The sequence below is a fragment of the Colwellia sp. 75C3 genome (genome assembly GCF_002836255.1).
Classification (GTDB): Bacteria; Pseudomonadota; Gammaproteobacteria; order Enterobacterales; family Alteromonadaceae; genus Colwellia.
The window spans coordinates 108663-134032 of sequence record NZ_PJAU01000061.1 but is presented as its reverse complement, the minus strand read 5'-3'; the positions used below and the strand labels follow the sequence as shown (position 1 = coordinate 134032).

The 25370-nt window shown below is 36.2% G+C and carries 25 protein-coding genes; 17 read left to right on the top strand and 8 right to left on the bottom strand.

The genetic code is table 11. From position 1 onward, the window contains the following. The first annotated feature begins 258 nt into the window (after window positions 1-258). The 3 genes from CXF85_RS21820 to CXF85_RS21810 all read left to right on the top strand — a co-directional run bounded on the left by CXF85_RS21820 (window position 259) and on the right by CXF85_RS21810 (window position 3415). The gene (locus tag CXF85_RS21820; RefSeq protein WP_101230935.1) at window positions 259-1797 is read left to right on the top strand and encodes a methyl-accepting chemotaxis protein; all 1539 of its coding nucleotides are present in this window, start codon (window positions 259-261) and stop codon (window positions 1795-1797) included. A 272-nt stretch (window positions 1798-2069) separates the two neighbouring features. Next, window positions 2070-2891 carry a zinc-dependent peptidase gene (locus CXF85_RS21815; protein WP_101230758.1) on the top strand — a complete coding sequence of 274 codons (822 nt, stop codon included), beginning with the start codon at window positions 2070-2072 and terminating at the stop codon, window positions 2889-2891. 164 nt (window positions 2892-3055) lie between these two features. Beyond that, a complete protein-coding gene (locus CXF85_RS21810; protein WP_101230757.1) occupies window positions 3056-3415 on the top strand; it encodes an STAS/SEC14 domain-containing protein in 360 nt (119 codons plus the stop codon). 241 nt (window positions 3416-3656) lie between these two features. On the opposite strand, the gene CXF85_RS21805 is transcribed toward CXF85_RS21810, so the two are convergent. Beyond that, window positions 3657-4025: a hypothetical protein gene (locus tag CXF85_RS21805; RefSeq protein ID WP_101230756.1), complete on the bottom strand. Its 369-nt coding sequence runs from the start codon at window positions 4023-4025 to the stop codon at window positions 3657-3659. 238 nt (window positions 4026-4263) lie between these two features. Between CXF85_RS21805 and CXF85_RS21800 the strand changes: the two genes are divergently transcribed. The 14 genes from CXF85_RS21800 to CXF85_RS21735 all read left to right on the top strand — a co-directional run bounded on the left by CXF85_RS21800 (window position 4264) and on the right by CXF85_RS21735 (window position 14806). Then, window positions 4264-5040, top strand: coding sequence for a transporter substrate-binding domain-containing protein (locus CXF85_RS21800; protein WP_101230755.1), 777 nt, complete (start codon window positions 4264-4266; stop codon window positions 5038-5040). A 388-nt stretch (window positions 5041-5428) separates the two neighbouring features. Beyond that, on the top strand, window positions 5429-5761 hold the full coding sequence (locus CXF85_RS21795) for a YggL family protein (protein ID WP_101230754.1): 333 nt from the start codon (window positions 5429-5431) through the stop codon (window positions 5759-5761). Window positions 5762-6063: 302 nt separating this feature from the next. Continuing rightward, on the top strand, window positions 6064-6477 hold the full coding sequence (locus CXF85_RS21790) for a LexA family protein (RefSeq protein WP_101230753.1): 414 nt from the start codon (window positions 6064-6066) through the stop codon (window positions 6475-6477). After that, window positions 6465-7721 (top strand): Y-family DNA polymerase, encoded by a 1257-nt coding sequence (locus tag CXF85_RS21785; protein WP_101230752.1) that lies wholly within the window; start codon window positions 6465-6467, stop codon window positions 7719-7721. Before CXF85_RS21790 ends, CXF85_RS21785 begins: the two co-directional genes overlap by 13 nt. An 89-nt stretch (window positions 7722-7810) precedes the next feature. Beyond that, window positions 7811-8101 carry a DUF3817 domain-containing protein gene (locus CXF85_RS21780; RefSeq protein WP_232771300.1) on the top strand — a complete coding sequence of 97 codons (291 nt, stop codon included), beginning with the start codon at window positions 7811-7813 and terminating at the stop codon, window positions 8099-8101. Between the two features lie 38 nt (window positions 8102-8139). Next, window positions 8140-8451, top strand: coding sequence for a cupin domain-containing protein (locus CXF85_RS21775; RefSeq protein ID WP_101230751.1), 312 nt, complete (start codon window positions 8140-8142; stop codon window positions 8449-8451). Between the two features lie 256 nt (window positions 8452-8707). Continuing rightward, window positions 8708-9250: a GTP cyclohydrolase I FolE gene (folE, locus tag CXF85_RS21770; RefSeq protein WP_101230750.1), complete on the top strand. Its 543-nt coding sequence runs from the start codon at window positions 8708-8710 to the stop codon at window positions 9248-9250. Continuing rightward, window positions 9250-9987 (top strand): SDR family NAD(P)-dependent oxidoreductase, encoded by a 738-nt coding sequence (locus CXF85_RS21765; RefSeq protein WP_101230749.1) that lies wholly within the window; start codon window positions 9250-9252, stop codon window positions 9985-9987. Before folE ends, CXF85_RS21765 begins: the two co-directional genes overlap by 1 nt. Beyond that, on the top strand, window positions 9960-10310 hold the full coding sequence (locus CXF85_RS21760) for a dihydroneopterin aldolase (RefSeq protein ID WP_101230748.1): 351 nt from the start codon (window positions 9960-9962) through the stop codon (window positions 10308-10310). Before CXF85_RS21765 ends, CXF85_RS21760 begins: the two co-directional genes overlap by 28 nt. Further along, window positions 10310-10696 (top strand): 2-amino-4-hydroxy-6-hydroxymethyldihydropteridine diphosphokinase, encoded by a 387-nt coding sequence (folK, locus tag CXF85_RS21755; RefSeq protein ID WP_101230747.1) that lies wholly within the window; start codon window positions 10310-10312, stop codon window positions 10694-10696. Before CXF85_RS21760 ends, folK begins: the two co-directional genes overlap by 1 nt. An 88-nt stretch (window positions 10697-10784) precedes the next feature. After that, window positions 10785-12002, top strand: coding sequence for an EAL and HDOD domain-containing protein (locus CXF85_RS21750; RefSeq protein ID WP_101230746.1), 1218 nt, complete (start codon window positions 10785-10787; stop codon window positions 12000-12002). Window positions 12003-12047: 45 nt separating this feature from the next. Then, window positions 12048-12554, top strand: a complete 507-nt coding sequence (locus tag CXF85_RS21745) for a regulatory protein RecX (RefSeq protein WP_101230745.1) — start codon at window positions 12048-12050, stop codon at window positions 12552-12554. A 289-nt stretch (window positions 12555-12843) separates the two neighbouring features. Beyond that, window positions 12844-13587, top strand: coding sequence for a class I SAM-dependent methyltransferase (locus CXF85_RS21740; RefSeq protein ID WP_101230744.1), 744 nt, complete (start codon window positions 12844-12846; stop codon window positions 13585-13587). 268 nt (window positions 13588-13855) lie between these two features. Next, entirely contained in the window at window positions 13856-14806 is a 951-nt protein-coding gene (locus tag CXF85_RS21735; RefSeq protein ID WP_101230743.1) for an MBL fold metallo-hydrolase, read from the top strand. Window positions 14807-15287: 481 nt separating this feature from the next. Here the strand turns inward: CXF85_RS21735 and CXF85_RS21730 are convergent, their stop codons facing one another. The 7 genes from CXF85_RS21730 to CXF85_RS21700 form a co-directional block, all read right to left on the bottom strand. After that, complete coding sequence (locus CXF85_RS21730) at window positions 15288-16529, bottom strand: tyrosine-type recombinase/integrase (RefSeq protein ID WP_101230742.1); 1242 nt, start codon at window positions 16527-16529, stop codon at window positions 15288-15290. A 407-nt stretch (window positions 16530-16936) separates the two neighbouring features. Further along, the gene (locus tag CXF85_RS21725) at window positions 16937-17854 is read right to left on the bottom strand and encodes a DUF7281 domain-containing protein (protein ID WP_101230741.1); all 918 of its coding nucleotides are present in this window, start codon (window positions 17852-17854) and stop codon (window positions 16937-16939) included. A 54-nt stretch (window positions 17855-17908) separates the two neighbouring features. Next, entirely contained in the window at window positions 17909-19183 is a 1275-nt protein-coding gene (locus tag CXF85_RS21720; RefSeq protein ID WP_101230740.1) for a hypothetical protein, read from the bottom strand. A 12-nt stretch (window positions 19184-19195) separates the two neighbouring features. Further along, on the bottom strand, window positions 19196-19819 hold the full coding sequence (locus CXF85_RS21715) for a hypothetical protein (protein WP_101230739.1): 624 nt from the start codon (window positions 19817-19819) through the stop codon (window positions 19196-19198). After that, complete coding sequence (locus CXF85_RS21710; RefSeq protein WP_101230738.1) at window positions 19819-23574, bottom strand: ATP-binding protein; 3756 nt, start codon at window positions 23572-23574, stop codon at window positions 19819-19821. Before CXF85_RS21710 ends, CXF85_RS21715 begins: the two co-directional genes overlap by 1 nt. 28 nt (window positions 23575-23602) lie before the next feature. Further along, the gene (locus CXF85_RS21705) at window positions 23603-24457 is read right to left on the bottom strand and encodes a M23 family metallopeptidase (protein WP_101230737.1); all 855 of its coding nucleotides are present in this window, start codon (window positions 24455-24457) and stop codon (window positions 23603-23605) included. After that, window positions 24450-25340: a 6-carboxytetrahydropterin synthase gene (locus tag CXF85_RS21700; RefSeq protein WP_101230736.1), complete on the bottom strand. Its 891-nt coding sequence runs from the start codon at window positions 25338-25340 to the stop codon at window positions 24450-24452. Before CXF85_RS21700 ends, CXF85_RS21705 begins: the two co-directional genes overlap by 8 nt. Window positions 25341-25370: the final 30 nt, after the last annotated feature.

The window sequence follows — 25370 nt, the reverse complement described above, 5'->3', positions numbered from 1 at the left end:
GAATTTTGAGGGGACAATACTAATTCCCTCTACAATAAACTGCGATTAAAATTTCAATTTACCGCCGATTACAAATAAATAACTAGGATCACAGATTTACAATGTAAGTAATGATTTAAGTTACATTTTTACATGTTATTTGTTGATATATATCAAATAAACGTGCCTAATATCGATTGCTCACCTATCTCCTTTAATTGTTTAATTTTACTTAAACTTCTTATTCCCTTAACAGCTTACTTTTTTGGATATAACTCAATGAATCATGCTTCAGCCAATGAAATTACTTTTTCAGATTCCGACCAACTTGTCTCAATTACTGATCTCAATGGCAGAATAACCTACGCCAATGATGAATTTTGTATCGTCTCTGGTTACTCCCTAAAAGAGTTAGTAGGTCAACATCACAATATTGTCCGTCATGCGAGTATGCCAAAAGAAGCCTTTGCTGATTTATGGCAAAAGCTAAAATCAGGTGAATCTTGGCGTGGCATGGTTAAGAATCGCTGCAAAGCCGGTGGTTTTTATTGGGTTGATGCGTATGTAACGCCTCTTTATGAAAATAATCGTGTTGTTGGTTATCAATCAGTTAGGTCTAAGCCATCGGCTAGTCAAAAGCAAAAAGCTCAGCAGTTGTATGATGCAATAAATAATGGCAAAACGACTCAAGATTTTAATGCCAATACAATGCTCAAACGTAGCATCGCTGCCATTATTATCCTGCTTGCTTGTATAGTTAACGGGCTGTATGCAACACCATTAATCTCTACGGCTATTTTACTGACCACAGTAGCGTTAATGTTACTGATTTTCTCAGAGGAATTGTTTGTTTTCCCAAGATTAGCTGCGCTAACTAAAAAAACACTTGATAGTCCATCACGACTTGTTTTTTCAGGTAAAGGATTGACCAACATCATTAATTACTCAGCTGAGTTATATAAGGCAAAAATCAATACTATCTTAGGCCGTAGTAAAGATTCAGGTCGAAGTCTTATCAAGGTCGCGACAGAGCTAGAACAAGCATCACATAACATGCTCGAAGGCATACACGAGGAAAATTCTCATATTGAACAGTTTGCCACGGCAATTACTCAAATGAGCGCAACCATAGATGAGGTGAGTGCCAATACAACTCACACTCATGACAAAGTAATTAGTATTCAAGCAGAATGTAAACAAAATATCGAAATAACTAAGGTAACCCAAGCTAAAATTACTACGCTAGCAAATGAAGTGGGTATAGCAGCAGAAAGTGCCATTGATTTAGTTAAAGATGTCGATAAAATATCTACCATTATGTCAGAAATTCAAGGTATTGCCGATCAGACCAATCTCCTCGCCTTAAATGCAGCTATCGAGGCGGCAAGAGCAGGAGAGCAAGGCCGTGGTTTTGCCGTGGTCGCCGATGAAGTTAGAGCCTTAGCAAGTAGAACACAGGGGGCTACCGTTCAAATAGATGCTTCGGTTAAAGCATTACAATCAACATTACAGCAGTGGAGTAAAGTAATGTTGGCAAGTAAAGCTGATGCTGAAGATTGTTCACAAGATACAGTAAAAATAAATCAGACCATGGAAAGTATTATCAATAGTGTTAATCAGGTAAGTGATATGACAGCGCAAATAGCGACAGCGGCTGAAGAACAAAGTGTTGTAGCTAATCAAATAAATCATAGTATTACCACAATAGATGGCATCTCTAAAAATAATGCTGATTTAGCTGAACAGGTAAATAACTGTGGTATTGAAGTCAATAATAGCGCCAAGTTAATCGATGCGTTAAGTACTACATTCAAATAATAAATAAGATTAACGTTAAAAAGTATAACACTGCACGTACAATGAATTTAGCCCTTGTTAATTTGGTAAACGCTATAAATTAACAAGGAGTTTTCATCTATTCCCGCGACTCTCTTAACAAATTAATTAAGAAAGGAGGCTGCCATTAGCGTCCTTCTTTATCAGCTAATAAACCACTATGGCTTGAAATTTATTCCCCTCGTACCAAGATATCAGTAAAGCTCATTATTTTAATACATTGGTATCCTTATGATTATTGAATTCGGGGAGTTATTTTGATTATTCTTCTGCCGCTCTTTATTGGCATCGCAATTATTGGCTATATGGTGGCTAAACCCTATGTGCGTGAATATAAGCGCGATAAGGTTAGAAGCTTACCATTCAAAAAAGAATGGCGAAAAATCATTCAGCAACGTATGCCTTATTTTAGGCAGATGCCTACAGATCTACAGCTGCAGCTAAAACAACATATTCAAGTTTTTATCACGGAGAAAGAATTTGTCGGTTGCAATGGCGTTAACATAACCGATGAAATAAAAATTACTATTGCTGCTCAAGCATGTTTACTGCTGCTCAATAGAAAAACAGATTATTACCCTAAACTAAAAACGATTTTAGTTTACCCAAGCGCGTTTATTAAAGAGCAAAACCAACGTAGTGCTGATGGTACTCAGTCCACTCGAAAAATATCTTTATCAGGTGAATCATGGGACTTTGGTAAAATAGTCTTATCTTGGCAAGACAGTCTACATGGCGCCGAGTTACCAAACGATGGCCATAATGTGGTCATTCATGAATTTGCACATCAACTTGATCAAGAAAATGGTAGCGCCAATGGTTCGCCTATCTTGGGTAAAGACCAAAGTTATCAATGTTGGTCTCACATATTCTCTAAACAATTCGAAATTTTAAAAAGGCAAGCAGCAACGGGCACACCTTCAATATTTGATTATTATGGCGCTACTGAGCCAGCAGAATTTTTTGCTGTTGTTAGTGAAGTGTTTTTTGAAAAATCAAAACAATTTTCACTAGAACATCCTGCACTTTATAAGCAACTGACAAATTACTACAAGGTGGATCCAATACATTGGTAGGCTGATTTATTTCAGGGTAAGTAACTGTTTTTATACAATGTTAAATTAATGTGAACGTAATAAATATTAAGTAACTATCAGAAATATATTTCAACAAGCCGTGTAATTGATTATACTAAGCTTGTTGAAATTAAAGAAAAAAGTTAAAGGATTAAGTACGAAATATGGACGTTCACCAAATATCTTTTGCCAAAGTTTGCGTACTGCGTAGTGGTCTTGCTGAGATTACCGTTGATAGTGGCGCTGACATTAACCTTGAAATGGTTGATGAAATTCATCAGTTTTTACTTTCTCTTTTTAGTCATTCATTTTCATTACTTATTAATAAAAGCAATTCCTACTCCACACAGCTTGATGCACTTATTCAATTTGGCACTTTAGCCGCAATAGATAAAATAGCAATTTTTGCTCCCAATAAATTGGCCAAAATGAGTGCTGAATTTTCAGCAACTATCCCCAGCTCCACAGCGTTAAATATTGAAGTTTTCACCGAGCGTGATGATGCGCTTGATTGGTTAACATAAGTACCTTATTTGTATTCTAATATTGATCAGCTGTAGTCGCTTTATCAATTCTCTATTCCTGCTAATTCTCTTATCTCCCAATGCTATATGACAATTGCTAATAAGAGCATCCGATAAAGCGACTAAAATTTACCTTTACTAAAGATCTCTGCTGCGAAAATGTCAATGAGTTGGTTGCTAAAATCCTCGAATTGAGCGGTTCACATGAAGGTGGCGAATCTAGTAACTGGGGATCTATTGCTTATTGCGCAGAGCCTTTTGGTAATGGCTTTTGTGTCATCAACGAATAGAAAACACCTTTAGTAACATTCGTGTTACTGGAAGTGCCAGAAATCCAGTTTGTTGTATGATTCAATGAACTTGAATATGCAGTGACATTATCGGCTAATCTGTAGCGCCATACTATATTTGTGTTAGGGGCATATGCGTCACCCATTATTGTTTTGAAGAGTGTACCATCGGCTCCAGTGAGTAATGTAGTGGAAGAAGATGAACCAGTAAGGTAAGTAGCAGATCCTAATGCAGCATCAAGGAATAAATCGGCATGGGTTGCCCCTGCTAGTGAATAACCATAATAAGCGTGGTTTGTGTTGCTAAAAGCGGCTAACAACGTGTTCAGACTATTATTATTGGTTGCGTCAGGTTGCTGCTGACTGGCACAACGTGCTCATGAGCAATGCTAAATCACTGCTGTATGCCATCAACCGGTGGTTTTTCTAAGTTTGCACTGACTAACTTTCACTGCTAAGTTTGTAATATGCAAACACTAGCCGTGTAAACAACTAAAACAATTGAAGTTATAATGACTTTTAGGGCATCTTAATTTGACAAAGCATCTCTTCAAAGTGATGAAATTTATTACAAGTTTTATCGTGTTAAGTAGTTGGCAATTAACCTTTATACCAACAAGTTATGCCTTTGTTGGCTATATTGAAGAGCCTGTGAAAATAGGTACTTATTTGACTCCGGGTTTAATTAAGACAGACGGTACGGGTCTATTTAATAAATTAAATAATGCAATATTTATGGAAATGAGTAAAAATTCTGAATTAACCCTAACGTCTTTGAACAGGGCAAGAATAGGTATTAAAAATGGCAAGTTTGACAGCTATTTCCCTGAATTATGGGAGCACCTACCAGGGGAAAAGGATCAATATGTCGTTTCAAGACCTATTTTTTATAAACGAATAATACTGTTCACACTTCATGATTCAGCTTTGGCTGAACTATCAGATTTTGAAAATGAAACTTTAGCAGTTGTTAAGGGATATTCTTACGGAAAAGAAATAACATCGAATCCCCGATTAAATTTCACCTTTCAAGAAAATGACATTATCAATATCAAATTGTTGCTAAATAAAAGAGTCGCGGGTGTTTTAGGCGGTTATCCAGGCACGGTGAAAGCGGTAATAGAAAATAGTGAGGCCAATAAAATTCATTACGATCTAAATAACCCTATAGCTGTTTTAGAAAGCTTTTATGTTTGTAATAATGATTTAGATGGCGTGAAGCTATGTAATTCTATTAATAAAGCCATCCAATCTTTATTGAAAAAGGGTATATTAGAGCTTAATGAAAACACTGGATTCAGTCGATTCAGCCCAATAGCGCAAATAGAAGAGTAGTTTGGTCTTTAATTGGGCGACAACACCTATTCATCTACCTCAGCGGTAGTTACGTAAGTGATTGTTTTATCTACTTAATGATATGAAAAATGCTCACTGAAACTGTAGTATTGAAAACAACTCCTGTTAATTCCCATTATTAAATTTTTTCAGTCTCGATAATATCTTATACCTCCATTGGGAAACTCACCTAAATATAATGACTTCATCGATATACTTTCCTAGAAATGGCCTCAAAGTACTATGATGGAAGATGGTTTATCGTAAGCGTTAAAGAAAACACAATAAGAAAATTAACAATGAGCAAAGTGGTGTAAGATCACAACGTTCCATTTCAGCCAACTAAATTTCGCCCTTTATTAGGGCGTTGATATCCCCAAGGAAAATTATGAACAGTACTAAGAACCGTAGATTACGTAAAAAACTATATTTAGATGAATTTGCTATGTTAGGCTTTGAATTTTCATGTACTTTGAATGCAAAAAATTCAGATGACTTTGATTCGCTATTAAGTCAGTTGGTAGACGTTGTTGAAAGCCGTGAACTTTCTATGGGCGGCGGCGGAGACAAGACACTATTTACAGCATTTATCTGTTCAGATCATCGTTATAAATCAGCAACTAATGAAGATTTAGAAGCTATTATAGCTTGGCTTGATGCAAACGAAGCCATTGACAATGTTACCGTAGGCAAATTGATTGACGCAAACTACGGCATATAACCAGTAGTTATGGTGTTAATCAGTCACCGTTAACGAATACCCGTATTATTTTTTATAATAATACGCTATGGGGGTACTCATACAGAGTATCCCATTAGCTAGAATGGTAACTTCAGTAAAACGTTTAAAAACTAAAGTGTTCGCTTCCCATACTCATCATGGTATTACCTCATTTTTTCACCGAAAAGTGAGATAGACTGCTATTACGGCATCTCAAACTACTTTAATTCTCACTGAAATCCTGCACTTTTAATGATAATGAGTATATACTGTACATAATTACAGTGTGGTACTATTTTGATATGAAAGTTATTCCAATATATGCCGAAGCCGGTATCTCAGGTTTTGAATCCCCAGCAGCAGAATATAAAGAATTAGGCTTATCGCTTGATCAATTAATCATAAAACATCCCAATGCTACCTTCATTGGTCAAGCTTCAGGTCAGTCAATGAAAGGTGTTGGCATATTTGATGGCGATATTCTTATTGTCGATCGGTCGTTAACGGCGAAAAATGGCGATGTTATTGTGGCTAATTATAATGGCTGTTTTGTTTGTAAATTAATTGATAAGAAAAAAGCTCGGTTATTATCTGCCTCGGATGATTTTGCTCCCGTATTCATTACCCCTGAAGATCAGTTTTCAGTAGAAGGCGTTGTCACTCGCTCTATTCGTCTACATCATAAGTCTCCAGAGCTTGCTGCATGTATGCTTTAGTTGATGCTGTATCATTTTACGCCAGTGCTGAAAAAGTGTTTGATCCAAGAATACGCAATAAACCCGTTGTTGTTTTAACCAATAACGATGGCTGTATTTGTGCGGTTTGTCCGATAGCCAGACGCCTTGGCATTCCAAAATTTATACCTTACTTTCAAGTAAAATCACTGCTTGAAAAACATGGTGTGGTTGTTCGTTCTTCAAATTATGAGCTGTATGCAGATTTGAGCGACCAGATGATGAATGTCATGAGCCGATTTTGTGATAACCAGTATATCTACTCAATTGATGAATCATTCTTATATTTTGACCATTATGACAGCTGCATAAAGGATTGGTATGAATACGGACAGCAAATAAGAAAGGCTATTTGGAAAGAGACCAGACTTCCCGTTGGCGTTGGTTTTGGTGAAACAGCAACATTGTCCAAAGCAGCAAACCATGCGGCCAAAAAGCTATCAGGCTTTAATGGTGTGGCTGTTATTGATAGCCAAATGAGCAGAGATGAAATTCTAATTCGCATGGATGTAGAAGATGTCTGGGGCATTGGCGGTAAAATAGCGAAACGGTTAAAGTTTGATGGCATTAACAACGCCGCGCAATTAGCAAAACAAAACCCTAAGCATATGCGAAAACAATTCAGTGTAGTGACTGAAAGAACAGTGAGTGAATTAAACGGCATTAGTTGCTTGTCTTGGGACGAGATAAAATCACCGAAAAAGGAGATTTTCTCAACGCGAAGTTTTGGTCAGCGCATTACCACAAAAAATGAATTACGTGGGGCATTAGTAACACATGCCTCGATTGTTGCCCGTAAAGTGAGGAGACAAAACTCACTCATTAAAAAATTAATGATATTTGCTTCTAGCTCGCCACATGATGAATACTATTACAAACAAACTATTGTTTATCCGTTTATTATGGCAACCGATAATAGCTGTGAAATAGCGAACGCGATTAACCGAGTCATTGATTCTATATACAGTGCAGGAGTACGGTTCTACCGTTGCGGCGTAGGTGCAATAGAGTTAAACAGTAAAGCGTTTATACAACCTGACTTATTTATACCCGATCACACTAATAGTCATTTAATGCAATGTTTAGATAATGTGAATCATAGATATGGGGATAGCACATTAAAACTGGCTGCTGAAGGACACCATGAACGATGGCAAATGCGACGAGAGTTTTTAAGCCCGCAGTACACCAGCCAATGGCGAGATATACCAAAAATACAATGCTAGTCATGTGTTCGCCATATGTTCGCTTTATAACGTTGACCCCACGGTCTCACCACAGGATAATACACTTTTCTATTTTACAGGTTTTATTCATGCTTAAATTTTTTCGTGTCGTCAGTCTTTTAGAAGGCTTATCTTTCTTATCAATATTAAGTGTTACACTTGGTTTAGTTAGTCGAGACTTTGTTTTTCAATTAGGTATGGCTCACGGCGTGTTATTCATGCTCTATCTTTTAGTATCTCTAATAGTATCTAATACACAAAAGTGGTCACTCGTCATTTGGTTGTCTTTATCTATCGCTTCGATCATTCCTTTTGCTTTTATAGCTGTAGAAATATTTCTAAGTAAAAAACTAGGATATCAAAAGCCTGCTGAAGCATAGTTCAGCAATTTTAATGGTGTCATGGAGAGGATGCGTTATTGGCCAATATATTTAGTAATATTCCAGCAGAAATACCCGATGAAATATTTGAAGATATTATCACGACACCAAGTCTCAGAATTGAGCGAATAGTGTCAAAGGGGCATGTGTCTCCAGATACCCAGTGGTATGACCAAACTGAAAATGAATGGGTGATAGTGTTATCAGGTTACGGTGTAATCGAATATATTAATGGTGATAAGATCACGCTCAAACAAGGTGATTATCTGCATATTAAAGCCCATGAAAAACATAGAGTAATAGAAACATCAATGGATGAAATCACCGTGTGGTTAGCTATTTTCCATTAAGATGGCCGATCACATGACTAAAATACTAGCGATGTCGCTATTACTCAATTCCGCTTCACTACACCGTTTCAAACGCCAGCACAGCACCGATCGCGCTAAATAGTTCAAACTACAAAATAAGAACTTGAAATTTAAGGGCTTTAGGGTAAGTTATTAACTATAAACGATTCGTTTGGTCATTATACTAAACGGATTAATCCTAATAGCTCGTATGTGTTAAAGGCATATCAAGTTAATAATAAACAGGTAGTTAAAAGTGGAACAAGATTTTAAATCGATTATTGAACAAATAGGTGAAGATTCGAACCGTGAAGGATTGGTTGATACGCCCAAACGTGCTGCTAAAGCGTTGAAATTTCTAACCCAGGGTTATGAGCAAGATTTAGATACTGTTATCAACGGCGCATTATTCAGCTCAGATTGTGATTCAATGGTAGTGGTTAACAACATAGAATTGTATTCGTTATGCGAACACCACATGTTACCTTTTACTGGCCTCTGTCACATTGGTTATATTCCTAACGGCAAAGTACTCGGTTTATCTAAACTAGCTCGTATCGTTGATATGTTCGCGCGTCGTTTGCAAATTCAAGAGAATCTAACACAAGAAATAGCCAATGCCATTATGGACGTTACCGGTGCTAAAGGTGTTGGTGTTGTTATGTCTGCATCACATTTATGTATGCGTATGCGTGGTGTTGAAAAGCAAAACTCCGAAATGAAAACGTCTTGCATGCTCGGTTCATTCTTGAAATGCAAAGATACCCGTGCTGAATTTTTACAGTTGATAAGAGATTAATGAACAGTACCGCGTGGGTATTAGTAACAGGGGGAGCAAAGCGCATCGGCGCGTTCCTCAATCAAGAGTTTGCCAAAAGCGGCAAGAATATTGTCCTACATTACAATCAATCTGAAACAGCGGCACTAGCATTAAAAGTGCAATTAGAAGCATTGAATATCAAGGTTGTCTTATGGCAGGCAAATTTAAATGATCCTGCGACCATTGAGCAACGCTTTGCAGCACTACTCATGCAGGTTCCTCATATTGAATTATTAATAAATAATGCCTCAGTGTTTGAACAAGCCTCATTGCTTGATTCAACGTTAGAGCAAATTCAAAGCAACCTTAATATTCATCTTACCAGTCCCTGGTTACTGATTCAGGCACTAGTAAAACAGAATAAGTCATGCCAAATTATTAATATTTCAGATGCCAATTTGTCACATCGTTACACCAGTAAATCGGCTTATTTCATTTCAAAGAAAGCTCAAGAAACCTTAACTGAATTAGCGGCAATAGAATGTGCACCGAATGTACGCGTAAATGCCATAGCACCAGGTTTTGTCTTAGATGCGACGGATGCAGCTGCTCAAATAGACAGTAAAGACATCAATATTTTACAGCGTAAAGTTCCGTTAGCTGATTTATATTCAGCCATTGAATTTTTATATAAAAACAATTCAGTTACGGGACAAACATTAAAAATAGACGGAGGGAGTCACCTAAAATGTCCACCATATATGTTGAAAAATTAGAGATTTATACCATTCTTGGCATCACCGAAGAAGAGCGCAAGAACAAACAAAAACTCATTATCGATTATTGGATTGACGCAGATATATCTAAGGCTATGTTGTCTGATGAAATCGAAGATTGCGTTAACTACCGTACGATTAATAAAGAAATTTTAGCGATCGTGCTCGACTCAAGTTATAACACCATTGAACGATTACTCGGCATATTACTCGACTTGATCCTGTCGTTTGATGGTGTCTTACACGCGAAGTTAAAAGTCGCTAAACCCGGCGCTTTACGTTACGCAAAAAGTGTTTCAATCACTGCAGAGCGTTTTGCTTAATGCCTTTTTACATTGTTGGTGTTGGCTCAAACATTGATGCTGAAAGACATATTCAGCAAGCGTTTGAGCAACTTAAACAAATTGACGACCAGATAAATAGTGCGACATTACTACGCACCAAACCCGTAGGTTTTACCGAACAGGCAGACTTTATTAATACTGCCTTTTCATTCACTTGTAACCTAAATTCAGCTGACTTGAAAGCCCATTTGAAAAGCATAGAAAATCAATTAGGGCGAGTACGAACCAAGAATAAAAATGGCCCACGCACTATTGATTTAGACATAGTGAAAATAGACAACGAAATTGTTGATGAAGATTACTACCAATACGATTTTGTTAAAAAATCAGTGGATGAGCTCGCTGCGAAACACAATATACGGTAAATAATATTTGTAAAATAAGTAAATTTTATATCAACAAATAAGCCACATAACGATATAATTAAATAAGCAAAGGTAACTAGGCTTAGAGATGAAGAAAACTTACATTGCTCGACAAGCGGTTCTTGACAGGAATTTAAACACCATTGGCTATGAACTGTTTTTTAGAGATAGTGCCGAAAACAAGTTCCCCGAAGTTGATCAAGATATTGCCAGCTCTAAGCTCATTATTCAAAACCATATTCAAAGTGATATTCAAACCTTGTGTATGGGTAAATTGGCTTTTATCAATTTTACCGAAAGTAATTTAATACATAAATTTCCATTAATGTTTGATAAAGAGTTAATTGTTATTGAACTTGTTGGTCATAAAAAGCCGTCAACCAATTTAGTTAAAATTGTTAAATATTATCATGAACATGGCTATAAAATAGCGCTGACAGAATATGATTTGGCTAGTCATTGGGATGTGTTATTTCCCTATATTGTTATAGTTAAAGTAAATATAGAAGAGATTAATACCAAACGTTTGAAACCCGCGGTCATTCGAATGAGAGCCTTTAACATCAGAATTATTGCTGAACGAGTGGAAACAAGAAATCAACAACAAACACTTGCCGAAGTTGGTTTCAATTATTTTCAGGGATATTTTTATCACCAAACAGAAATGATTGAAGGGCAAACGTTAACAACATTAAAAACGATGATGTTACAGTTGCTGACAGAAACGGCGAACAACACCCTTGATTTTGAAAAAATATCACACATTATTAGTCATGACGTTAACTTGACCATAGGGTTATTAAAAATGGTTAACAATGTTTCAACAGGCACTAATGTTGAAATAAAGTGTTTAAAACAAGCCTCGACTTATTTAGGTGAAGAAAAATTAAGAGAGTTAATCTCTATTTTAGCCTTATCAAACCTAACGTCAGACAAACCAGATGAAGTCTGTAAACAGGCGTTGATTACAGCTAGGATGATGCAATGCCTTAGCATTCAAAACAACTTTTCTTGTGTACAGGAATTTTCTTTTATCACAGGTTTACTGAGTTCAATCGAAGTGATCTTATCCATGCCTGTTATTGAAATCATCAAAACCATGCCACTCGCTAAACCTATTGAAAAAGCACTAATATCGTATGATGGTGTATTAGGTGATTTACTGAAGTTAACAACGGCATTTATTTCAGATAAGAATGAAAACACTCACCAACTTATGAACCTCCATGGTATTAGTAATGAAATACTGCAACAAGAGTTTCTTGATGCATGTCAGTGGTGCCAAGCATTAGAATTAAATAGCTAAATATTAGGGTGTAACTGATACAGAGTGATAGGATTTAACATTACCATGTATAAAAAAAAGCAAGATGCCAAACCACAAGTGATTACTTATGATCGTGTCAAATCATACATGCAATGGATGATTGAACGATACGGAGATTACTCAGCTAAAGCATTAATGCAAAAAGCGAATTTACTCTTTAAGGACGATAAACAATTCAATGAACCAGCACTAGATTATTTAATTGAGCGAGACATAGTCAATGATCTTCGTTATGCAAAACGATTAACAGAGAGTCTAACCGAGAAGAATATCGGCCCTAATAAAATAAAAGAAAAACTGTATGCAAAAGGTTTTTCATCGCAAACAATCAATGAATGCGTCAGTGCCATAGAGACAACAGAAGAAGACTATTTTGATAAAGCGCTGATGCTAAAGGTAAGAAAATTTGGTGAAGAGCCAATTGAGGAATTAAAGTTAAAACAAAAAGCATTACGCCATTTAATCAGCAAGGGTTTTTCATATTCCATAGCAAATCAAGCAGTTAGCCATTGTGAAAATGAAGATTGGTAGCTCATCACGTTCCTGCATCTGAAGTATTTACTCGCTCAGCGATAATCATATTAAAGCCCTTTTAGGGCTTTTTTTATTTCTGATAATGAATATATAGAGAAACTAGTTATAATTTAATGTTATAAAAACTGATGTTGTTGTAACTTAGACAGACATAAATTGTTACCACTTGTCATACATTTCGCGACTATTTGTGATAATTTCAGCTCAATTTACTGGTAAAGTAAGGGGGGAATTTACTTATTATCTTATGATAAAAACAATTATAACCATTTGGAGTGGACGAAAAATGCGTAAAATATTAGTTCCTTTACTTATTAGCTGTAGTTTTTCAGCTGGATTTGTACAAGCTGAAAATTTTAGTGAAGATATTAAAGCCGCAATGAAGTCAGAACAACGTTCTGACAAAGATAAAGAACGTGATCGTAATCGTAAACCAGTGCAAACGCTTGAATTTTTAGGTATACAATCAGACATGACGGTACTTGAATTAATTCCAGGTGGCGGTTGGTATACCACTTTACTTGCTCCCGCTTTAAAAGATAAAGGCCAACTTTATGTTGCGATTGGAGCAGAAGATCTATTAAGTAAGGACGGGTTTAGTAAAGTAAAAAGATTGAGTGAAAAGTCGAAGTTTGAACGTAACGTAGAAGAAAAACGTTACGATATATCAAATGTTGATTTTGATGTAAAAAATATAGATGCCGTTTTAACATTCCGTAATTACCATAACTTATCACTAGCTACACGTACTAAAGTGAATGAAGAAGCAATAAAGGCATTAAAGCCTGGTGGGATTTACGGTATTGTTGACCATACTCGTCGTCATATGCAAAAAGAAAATGACGAAAATGGCCGTAGAATAGATCCTGTATTAGTTATAAAAGAAGTTCAATCCGCTGGTTTTGAGTTTGTTGATTATTCAACCATCCATTATAAAGCTGATGACGAATTGCGTTACGAAGTAGGGCGTAAATCAGTGACCGGTAATTCAGATAGATTTACATTTTTGTTCAAAAAACCAATGAAATAAAATCTAGATTCAAAATGAAAAGTTAGCAAAAGTAGACAGTCGGTGGTATAAAAATTAAAACGGATTGTTCCCATAAGAACAGTCCGTTTTTACGTTCATAATAAGAATTAAAGTAAGTATAACTGAGATAAAGTTAATAACTTTCAACGTAAAAAATCACTATTCCACCGTAAATTTGTTCTTTTTAAATTAAGATTTGTTATAAATACGGGAGTACATCAATATGTAATAAATTGATGGTTTGCAAAACAAAAAATTAAGGAAAATAATGTTAAAAATATTTAAGAAACTCCTAATTTCATTTAGCCTAATTGTCTTACTAACTAACAGCGTGTTGGCAGAAAAGAAAGATCATAATTTTACAGTGACACCCGTAACAAAAAATGTGTATAGCATCATTGCACCATCATACGGTTTACCGAGTCCTGAGAATAAAGGTTGGAATTCTAACAGCCATTTTGTTGTTACTGACAAAGGCGTACTTGTATTTGATAGCGGCTCTTCAGAATTAATTGCTAAAAATATTAAGCAGGCAATTAAAACAGTCACCGACAAACCTGTTCGCTGGGTAGTTAATTCCCATAGCCATGCCGATCACTGGCTAGGTAATGCCGAATTTTCGGATAGCGGTGCTGAGATTATTGCATCAGCTTCAGCGAAAATTATAATGAAACAAGATGGACCTGGAGCAATAGATTTTTTTTCCCGCATCACTAAAGGCGCAACCGGATCTACTCGTATTAGACATCCAACTTGGTTATTAACTCAAAGCGAAAAACGTAATATAGATGGAGTTGATGTTGAATTCATCTTTGCTAATGATGCACATTCTCCAGGAGATATTTTGATGTGGTTGCCAAAACAAAAAATCATATTTGGCGGTGATGTATTAAATTCTGATTGGATGCCTATCATTATTGATCATGGAAATGTAGATAACTTAATTAATACTCTTCAGGCCGTGGCAGGACTGAATCCAACTATTGTTCTTCCTGGACACGGAGTACCGACTACGGTTAACTCGGTAATACGAGATGCGGATTTATTAAGTGTTGTTTGGGATCGAGTAAAAGAGGGATATAAAGCAGGTAAAAATAAAGAAGAAATTCTCACACAAATTAGCACAACGTTAGAGCAAAAATATAAACATTTATATAAAAATTTCGATGAGGCTATCAAGCAACAGGTTCATGAAATGTATAACAAGCAGAAAGTATAGAGTAATAGTAATTATCGGTAGATAGGTAAAATACATCAAGTATTACGAGGCTATATAGCAGTGAGTTTATATAACAAGGTACTTAAAGGCTGGGTTAAAAGGGCACTTATGTCTATTTTATGAACTAAAAAACTTGTAGTTGAATGTTAAATAGACACCCTGATTTTTAATTATCAGTGTGGTCATAATTCTTCTAAAAAACGAGCATACTTTAAACAGAAATAGTGCTGTGAGAATCTATTTACTAGGTTAATCAGTTGTTTAGCTCTAAATACATATCACTTAAAACAAGACTTTATTGCTACATCCCTTTATTACAAAGGCTTGTAGCACTTTTGTTTAAATAATAGCTTGATGCTACGTGATTTTTATAATGTTTTGCCTGTTATCACCGGAACATTATCACGTAGCAAACTGTTTTCGCTGGAAATGTTAGCTACTGTATATAATATAAGAAGTAGGGTGCTTAATTAGCTTTTACTTAATCTACTTTTCTTCTTTTACCACTTTCTGCACGTTTCTTGTTTTCACTTTGAACATAAACGGTATCAGTTGTTGCCATACTCGCATGGCCAAGATCTTCTGAAATATCTTTAAGAGGGCGCCCACGTTCAATTTCCATACTCGCACCGGTATGTCTTAACCAATGGGCAGAAGCTTCTTTGAGTTTCAACGCTTTATTTTCACCTTCCGATCTACGCATATTGTCATGTGCTTGATCAAAAACGCTCTGAACTAAACGTCGTAAATGCCGAGATGTCATACCGCCTTGGCCACGTACTTTTTCTACTAGAATTGAATTTTCATTACTTGATGGTAAACCTAACAAACCACGGGAAGACCGATAGCGCTCTAAAAAAGGTAAAAAATCAATAGGCACAGTAATGTCACGTAACTTGCGGCTTTTACCAAAAACTTTAAGCCACCAGTTTTCATCATCATCTTGCCAAAAGTGTCCCATTGTTGGTGACCAATTTTCACGTTCAGATAATTCTGAAATTCGCAAAAATAGGGTTTTTAATGAAGCAATGACAAATAGGTTACGTTCACACATAGGGTTTTCATCAGCCATTTGAACGGCGGTATCTAAAACATATTGCCATTGGCTAGCAGTTAAACGCTTGATTTCTTTAACTTGTGAATCAATTATAAAGTGACGACAATCCTTTTTAGCAATTTGTGCAGGGTTACCAATGCAAAAATCCTCGGCCATTAAGTAGTTATAGAAAACAATAATGGCTGTGAACATAGATGAAAGCGTTTGTTGTGATGGCCGATATTTTTTCTTATCTAGTACATACTGAGATTTTTGACTTTTGGGTGCTTGAATCTTATATGGAAACCAAAGCTCATTAGCTGTTGAATAACCATTGGCTAATTTAAAACGTTCTTGATTTGATGTGCCGATCCAAGTGACTGGTGGCTGCCAACAAAAGTCAGCGTACTCGAGTAAGTCTGATTTACGTAATTGATCGATTGGTTTTTTCTTTTCAATAAATGCCCATAGAAGAAAACGTTCAACGTCATTTCTAAATCGGTCATAAGTATGTGCTGATTTATTTCTACCGATGTAGGTGAGAAATATTTTTCCCCAATTAAATTGCTCAAGCCACCAGGGTTCATTGGCCGAAAATATTTTATCTAACTGAGGATAATCTTCGAGATCAAATTCACATAAATCAATGTATGGAGGATATAACGGAACAGGTGTATTTAGTGACATTTATTAAATACCAAATTTTGGATTCTGTGAGGGAATGTACGTATGAAGCTAGTTTAAACTACTATACCCACTATGTCCAATACTGAAGAGTATCGGACATAGTGGGCTTGTATATCTGTAGAGCAGTTATCCCTGCTATTGTTATTACCAACAAATCGCTGGATTCCTTCAACCCAGCATATTAACTTAGACACTTACTTTTAATGGTCTGCATATCAGTTTGTGTTTTGTAAAATTACTTTTGAACAATTTCTTTAAAGTTAATCGCTACGTCTACTTTGCACTAGCGCTATTTAGTTATCTGCTCTTCTTAGCAATAATTAGCCAATCTTTAAATCGTGCGCTACGTGCTTGAAATAAATTTTTGTGTAACTTACCTCGTTATTTTTACGTAGCATCGAGTGTTATTAAACGCTTAATAAAGTTAACGCTAGATTATGTTTGAGTATGTGTTCTTGTTTTAATGTTTTTTGCATCTTGGCACTTATTGAAAATATTGGTTCCCAAGCGTATTTCTTTTGGTCAGTCTTATCTTGTTTAAACAGTATTTTTTGTAAGTACTTTATAGAATCACTTTGCTTAAACCATTCTTGTTCATTTCCTTGCAATGACTGTACGGTCTTTATATAGCTATCTATATCTTTAATTGTTAACCAATAATCAGCGTGGCTGGTTAACGAAATTTCGATTCCTTTAGGATCTACATCACTAAAACATATTCGTTGATGGTTCTTAAAACGACGGAAAAATTCATAAGCAGTTCCTGTGCTTTGTTGTTTTTTTATATCGCCTCGGTATATCCACAAAGCATCTGTTAAGTCTGCACTGCATGATAATAAATTAAGTAATGCTAAGTTTGCCATCACAGCAAGATTTTCTACAAAGATAATAGTTTTATGCTCGATAGATATAATATCATCGGCTTTGATATAGATACCTAATGAATTTAATGGCGAGAGCTCGTGGTTTGTTTGATTAACTTTAAGTGTTGAAAGGCTATTAATTAATATAAAATCTTTGCTCACAGCATAACTATTATCTTTTTCATTTCGACATTTTTCTGCTGTACTGAGTCGATCTTTTTTAGTCGGATAAGGGTCTTGTCTTATATCAAGGTTAACCGACCTTTGAATTTCTTCGCTTAGTGCTAAAATATCTTGAAGGGTAAACGTTAATGATTGTTTGTTAAAATCCAGCTGACCAAAATTATATTCTTCATAAAGCCTTGTTGCTAAGGCTGAATTTTTTATCTGACCGCCCTGCCTATGTTTTTGTAATTTATCTTGGGTAAAATTATACAGTTGTTTGTTCATTACTGTTTTCATCTGGCATTCCTTTGCAATAGTTCAGTAGAACTCACTTCGATTTAAAAATTAATATTAAGCACTAACTTTCAGCTCAGCCTTTAACTCGGGTCTCAGCTCGATAACTACATCACTATAACCATAATTATCCGTTGTGCCTTTAACCGCAACGCCTTTCATTTTTATATTCAAAGCACTTTGTTGTGCGCTAGTTAACTTGCAGTAACAACTAAAGACTAACTCTATCCAAGATTTTGGTGCAATGCTTTGTGATTGTGCAAGCCAAGAATTTTGAAACTCTTGATAAAAACTTAATGCTGATACCGCGCTGTTATTTATGATCACGCGCTCGAACAATAATTCAGTTTGTTGTTCAAAGAAATCTTCTTCAGCGGCAATTTTTTCAATCGGTTTAAAACTAACTTCACTTGTTTCTCTGGCTTTAAGCGGAGTTACAACAGCTTGCTTACGTAATGACTGCACCAATAAAAGTAAAGGTTGTTCAATATCTGTTTGCTTAGTATCGACATAACTTCGCAACGGCATCGGCGGCGAATATCTTAGTGTTTCAGGTAAATTTGGCAACTCAAAGAGGTTTTCATCAAGATCAAATTCAGGGTGTTTACGTAAAAATCGCGCCATGTTTCGTAATTGACTGGCCTGTTTTTCATCTCGACGTAAGCGAAATAAACTAATACGCATGTTATCGATAATCAAACGCAGTTTAGGTAATATTTGATTATACCAGTAAACAAAGCTTGAAATTTTACGAGCAAATTCGTTTGGACAAGCCCAATCTAACCACTCGTAACAGTCTTGCGGGTCAATTTGTTGTAGTTCATTTAGCAGTTTTTGTGCATGAGATAGATAACGTTCGTTTTGACGTATTTTATTAGACAAACTGTTAACGAAACCAAACTGACTAACAATAGCAAAATGCATTGTGTCTAAGTTATTGTTTAAACTATCTTTAGTTTCGTAAAGTAAATCATCAAGTTGATCTAAATAATATTCCGCATCTTCTTGTTCTTTGGCTAACGTCGCTAATTGGTAATCTTTCGCTACTTCATCAATCGCTTCAATCACTTTACCCATATCGGTAAGTTGTCGATAGCTTGATTGTTTACGCATCAGTCTATTTAACATGCGCTTAAGATCGGTAGTTACCCGGTATTCACCTGGAGATTCATCCGGTCTGATCAAGCCTGATTTATGTAACAAACTGATGGTGTTTGCATCTTGCTCGTCACTCGCTATCGAGCCAAAAACATAGGCACTAGCGAGTAAGTCATTGTATGCGCCAATCTGTCTGAGTAGTGTTGCAACTTGAGAGGAATCAAAGCCAGCCATTAAAACTCTCCATTAAAATAATAACTCATCTTGTTGGCTTTTCTCTTGTTCAGGTAAACTGACTAATTCTGCATCGTTCAAAAATTCAATAAGTAAGTAAATTAAGTCAAAACGTGCCGTAGCATAATATCTACTGCTGCCTTGATTTTTACGAACAAAGTAATGCATCTCTTCAAGCTTTTGAAATACCATAACTAATTGTTCGCGTGTTTCTGTTTTATTCGTTTTGAAAGGTTTTATCGATGTTAATCGTCGTAACTGTTCACTTAATGTTTGATCGTGTTCAAACGGTTCGAATAGCTCATTGATATTTAGTACTGATTTAGCACGAATAGGTAAATCAGCTTGAGTCGCCGTTAACAGTAGATCTAAAAATTCAACTAAAGGTCTAAAGGTATTACGCATTTCACTAAATAAAGTACTGAGCTCGTGGTGATTGTTGTCATCCACTTGATTGAAAGTACAATAATAAGCATCGGCGCTATCAAGATAAGTGAGTTTTCTATCTAAATTAGAGAGAAAATCATTCACTTTATCGTTATGACTTTCGGCTTTTAAGTACAAATATTCGGCTTCATAAGCCGTTTGACAAATAACAGCGCCACAAAGGAGCTTTTGAATACTTTGTTTAAACATTAACTTAACTCCCCTACTGTCTCTTTTTCAGGATCTTGTCCTGGCTCTTGCGGAGCAATGTTTGCGGCTTTATTACGCTGCGCTAATAATTCATCTAAACGAGATTGCGGAATGTCTGCGTGGTAAATTTTATTATCTTTCAATTTATAATGACGGTTATATAAGGATAAAATGTGACGATCAGTCGATGGTGAAGCAGATAACATACTGATATGGTTGTCATTAAACATTTTTAATAAAAGGTCTATATTTTCAGCTGCCAGTTCACCTAATTCATCTACCGGTAGAATTATTTGGCTAGCGTATTTACTGTCACCACGTAACATGGCTAACAAACCAGCAAATAAAGACAACATAGCTAAATAGGATAAGCCAGTTGAGCTTACCTTTTTAAGTTGTTTGGCATTACGCGCATGTTTTACTTGGCCTTTCTCGACAATAGTAAATTCTAAATCAAATAAATTATTGTGCGCTAAAACAAAACCTTCATTGGGTAAATAACTCGCCAACTTTTGCATAGCGAACACTAAATCATCGGGCACTTCGCCAAGGCCATCACGTAATTGATCTTTATACAGCTCAAAAACTTCGGCGAACTTTTGCAGTGGACCCCAATAATCTAGCTCTTCTTGCTTCATTACCGTAGTGACATTGATATCAGCTAAGGCCTCAAAATGAGCCAATGCTGTAACTTTAGTTGATAACAATTTACCAATGCGTTTTATATTACGACCAAAGTTTTCAATATGCTGATAAAACTCGTTGATCATGGTGGCATTGACCGTTACCAATTGATAAGTACTTTGCTGTTTTTGGTCAGCGCTATTTAATAACTCGCTAATTGGCTCTCGATATTTAAACAGTGCTGTTGCACCTGAGTAGTTATCGTTGTCATGTAATAGTTTTTGCCAGTTTTCGAAAAGCTCACTACCCGAGTGATCTTTTCTAAAGCGTTCACTAAAAGTATTTAGCTGACTCGCCAGTCGTTTTTCAATCGTTTTAAACTGCTGATAATAATCATGGAAAAAACTAACGGTTAAATCTGCTTGGTTTGCTGGCTCTTCTTCACAAAGTTCACTGTTAATCGCTGACATTTCAGATAAGCGTTTATTATCATTGAGTTGTACTAACAAATCATCAGTCGCTTGTTTTTCTTGATTATTCTTTCTAATTAACTGTTTTAGATCGTTAATTTTAGTCGTTAACTCAATACGACTATCTTCATAATTTGTTTCTATATTACGTTTGATAATTTTTCTGTTTTGATTTTCTTCAGCTAAGGCATCACGATGACAATAACGCTCATTCATAAAGCTGTTATAGTCGCGAGCCTTTTGGGCAAACACTGAACATTGCTGTAAGTCTTTCTCTAAGATCACGCGCTTGGCAATACGTTTATCTACTTCACCTTCAGGATCAAGTTTTTCAATATCAATGGCTTGTTGTTTCTTAAGATCCGTTAAACGTTGTTTGGTATTACTTATTAATGTTGATAGTTGCTCAGACAATAGTGTTAACTGATTGTCTCGGTCACTTTCAACCACCATACTTTTTTCTAACTTATCGTTAGTGAGTTCATGCAGTTGCTCAGTTTTATTTTCTTCAAAGCTGAGTTGCTTTTTCTCAAGCGCTTTTAATTGTTGAGTAAATGTTTGTAATTGCGTTTCTATCGTTTGGCGATGTGCTTTTATAGCAAGCTGTTTTTTTACCACTAAGCTTTCTTGCTGGGTTTTCAATTGCCCTAACGTTAGCTGTTGTTGATTCAAGCTTTGCGCTTGCTCTGATACGGTAACTTTTAGCTGACTAATTTCTTTGGCAATAAATTTTAACTGCTCATCAAGCTGAGAAATTTTATCTGTTTGTGTTTGTAATTTCGTTTCAATGACTTGGCGCTTTTCTCGCAATTGAGCTTCGTCTAAAAATAAAGAATCGTCACAAGGCAATTGTTGTAAATCTATCGACAAACCATAAAGACTAACCGGTACGTTGGTGTTGCTATTGTCTAACCACTGCGGATTTAAATCAGAGCGAGATAATTGTTCAGTGGTAAGCAAACGACCAATAGTGTCTTGCCAATTAGCCGCTTGAGGTTCATTAATAAGATAATGATGTAAAGAGTCAGCTTGAGGTAACAGCTGTAATTCAACCTGGTGGTAATCTTGTTTCAACTGTTCAAGATAACGGTTAACTTCACTACGCTGTGTAAGTTGTTGGTTTTGCTGTTTTTCTAATTGATATTGCTGTTTTTGTAATTCTGAGGCTTGTTGTACCAGCTGATTAGTATTTTGCTGAGCATGCGTTAACGCATGAACATTCGCTTCTATATCCGCTGTTAATTCTTGCGGTATTATTGGCTGAGCAAGTTGTTGGTTAGCCGACTCTAATTGATGTTGTATTTTTTGCTGATCTTTTTGCAGTTTAAGCTCTTCTTTATGCAATTGGGCATTAAGCGCGTGCTCTTGCTGATGAAATACTTCATTAATATGTGCTAATTGTTCATTAGATTGAGTAGCAATCAACGCTGATTTTTCTTTATTACTGTTGATACCTTTTAGCTTTTCTACTTCCATTTGCTGAATAAGCTTATCGAATTTTTGCCCAATTTTACTTATATTGCCTTCAAAGGCGTCAATAACAGCTATCACTTCATTAAGTTCAGCTTGAATTTGGGGAGCTTGCTCGGCTTTTATTTGATAACTACTGGCATCATCGTCATCAAAGTTAAACTTATCTTCGTCAAGTAAATCGATTTTACTTAAATCAGCTTCAATTTTAGCAATGAGATCGAATAAGGCTTTTTGATATTGCTCTGTAGTTTTTGCTAATTCACTCTCAAGTTTGCTACGTGTTTCAATGCTGCTTTTTTTAAGTTCATCTCTTTCTTGCTGTTTGATTTCAAGACGAGCTTGATGTCCTATCACTTCCGCGTGTAGATGTTGTAACTTATTGACTAAACTAGCAAAGGCGCTAAAATCGTTTTGCCAAACAGAAATTTTATCTGCTACTTTTTTAATAGCGCGACTGGCCTGAATATCTGCAAGCCAGTTAGTAATATCTGCTTTATTTAAACTGAGTTGTTCTTTTTCATCGTTAGTATCACGGGCAAGATGATCGCTGGCAATAGCAACTAACATACGTTTAACCGCTTCAAAATCTAGATTTTTTTCTATAGTACCGTTAATCACTTTATCTATATGTGGGCATGCTTGCTCACTAAACGAGAAACGATTTTGTAGTAATCTTATTTCTTTATGTTTACGACCACTGCGTAAATTTTGAATCACTTGACGGTATTTATCTATACCTAAAAACTTTGAGCTTTCTTTACCAATGTTACGATAATTTTTTTCTATTTCATTAATGGTAAAAGGTTTAGCTTTGCTACCTGCAGTACTGGCAATGAAATATTGACTGTCGTAAGCGGCATCAATGAATTTAAAGTGCACACCTCTACCATCACTGGTGGCTAATACTTGGCATTTTTGTCCGAAGGGTCTTGCGTATTCATACACTAAAATACTGGATTCGCGCGGTAAATAAAAGTCGGCAAAGTTTTTTGCTTGATCCACCTTGCTAACAATGTCGCTAGGTCTCATGCCATAAAAAAGTGGTAACAAACGCATTAACGAGGTTTTACCTGCGCCGTTTGTCCCTTCAAGTTGAGTGTGGCCCGTTAGGTCAAGTTCGTTTACTTGTCCTTGCCAAAAACTGTCGATAATAATAATGCGTAGCAGCGAATAGCCATGTTCTGCCATAGTGTGACCTTAGGAGAGTTTAGTGATGTTAATGAAGAGGATTTATTTTTAGTACAAGCGCAGGATCGATTTTTACATTGAACCAGTTAATACGCCAGTCTAAATGTGGTCCGGTCGCCCTGCCGCTTTTACCAACTGCTGCAACTACCTGTCCTTGTTTAACCTCATCACCTTGTTTTACATACGAATTGCTTAGATGTAAAAAGGTAGAGCTTACGCCTTGCCCATGGTCAATAATCATGGTTCCGCCTGAGTAAAACATATCGGGTACCCAAAGTAATACCGTTCCCGATGCAGGAGCTTTTACCGGATCGCCAGTTTTACCTGCGTAATCTAAACCAAAGTGTGGACGTTTTGGAACACCGTTATAAACACGCTGACTGCCATAAACACCTGTGATTGTACCTTCAATAGGTGCAACAAAACCGTGAGCAAAATAGTTAAGTGGACTCGAAACTTTACGTGCTGTTTTTATCTTTTTATTGTCTGCTTGTGATCTAGCTACCGCTTTAGGGTTGGGCTGCATTATGCTTTTTTTAATACCTTCAATACGCTGGATATTATAACTGCGTTTTTGAGGCGTTAATGTTTTCTCTACCCGATCACCATTAACTGACGTGACAGCTAATTGATAACTTTGTATGTCATCACGAGAAAAACCAAAGGTGAAATTACCGCTGTTAGAAACAGTAATTTCTTTACCATTTAAGGTGACGGTATTTTGTGGCAGAGTTTTACCTACCATTAATCCGCCTTGCTTAACTTCACCACTTAGCGCTATTTTTTCTTGTGCTGCTAAGACTTGAGCACTGGCAGCAAAACTTGTTACCAGCGCTAAAGCGATTAAGGTTTTACGTAAAGTATGAGACAACGTATTACGCATGAACAATTGCCCCTTTCGCGACACCTTCATAAGCAACAACTTTAACTACGTTATCGGTTAGTTCTGGATGTTCTGCTTTTACTTGTCTTAAAATAAAGTCAGCTAATAATTCTACCGTTGAATCACAATCAACAACATCAAGTACTTTACTGTCAACAGCAATATCAAAGCGACCTTGCGGTGCATGGTAACTAAAATACTGGTGATCGGGTGTTAAATTGTTTATTGCTTGAGCAGAAAGCTGAATGTCGTCGGCAGGAATTCTATCTGCTTCACTAGCAATGTAAATATCCTGCCAGCGCTTACACCAAGCAGCTTCTAATTTAGCGTCTCTTTTATCATCAACTAAAATTTGAATTTTAGATCTATGTCCATGGGCGATACGTTGGCAATTGCCATCATGTAACTTTAAGCCATGGGTATAATGATAAAAATCGGTTGGGATATTTTCAGGGCGCAACACTAGGGTCAAACCTTCTACATTATCAGGCAAATGCGACAAAATAATAGCCGTTAGGTGCTTAGTCACTGCAGGCACCGTGATTGTTAAACAATCGATTGAAGCAAAAGCACATGCGGGAGATTGTAAATAGTAACTGGCAATATCACTGATAAAATCGAGCGTTTGATGACCGTCATTATGCGGTGAGTTAGCCAGGCTTACCGCTTGCTCTTGAATCGGCAATAACAGTTTATGGTCAACGGCATCATCTATAATGGCTTTGATCTGCTTTTTTACCACGGCAAAATCAAGCACCATGCTCATTTCATTCAACGAACCGTCGAGTAATACGTCAACAATCCAGCTCTCACCGACAATACCGCGCTGTTTACACAGGTATGAGAAATCAATAACGGTAAGATCATCTACAAATAATTGCATTTTTTTACTTTTTCCTTAATTTAAACTTAG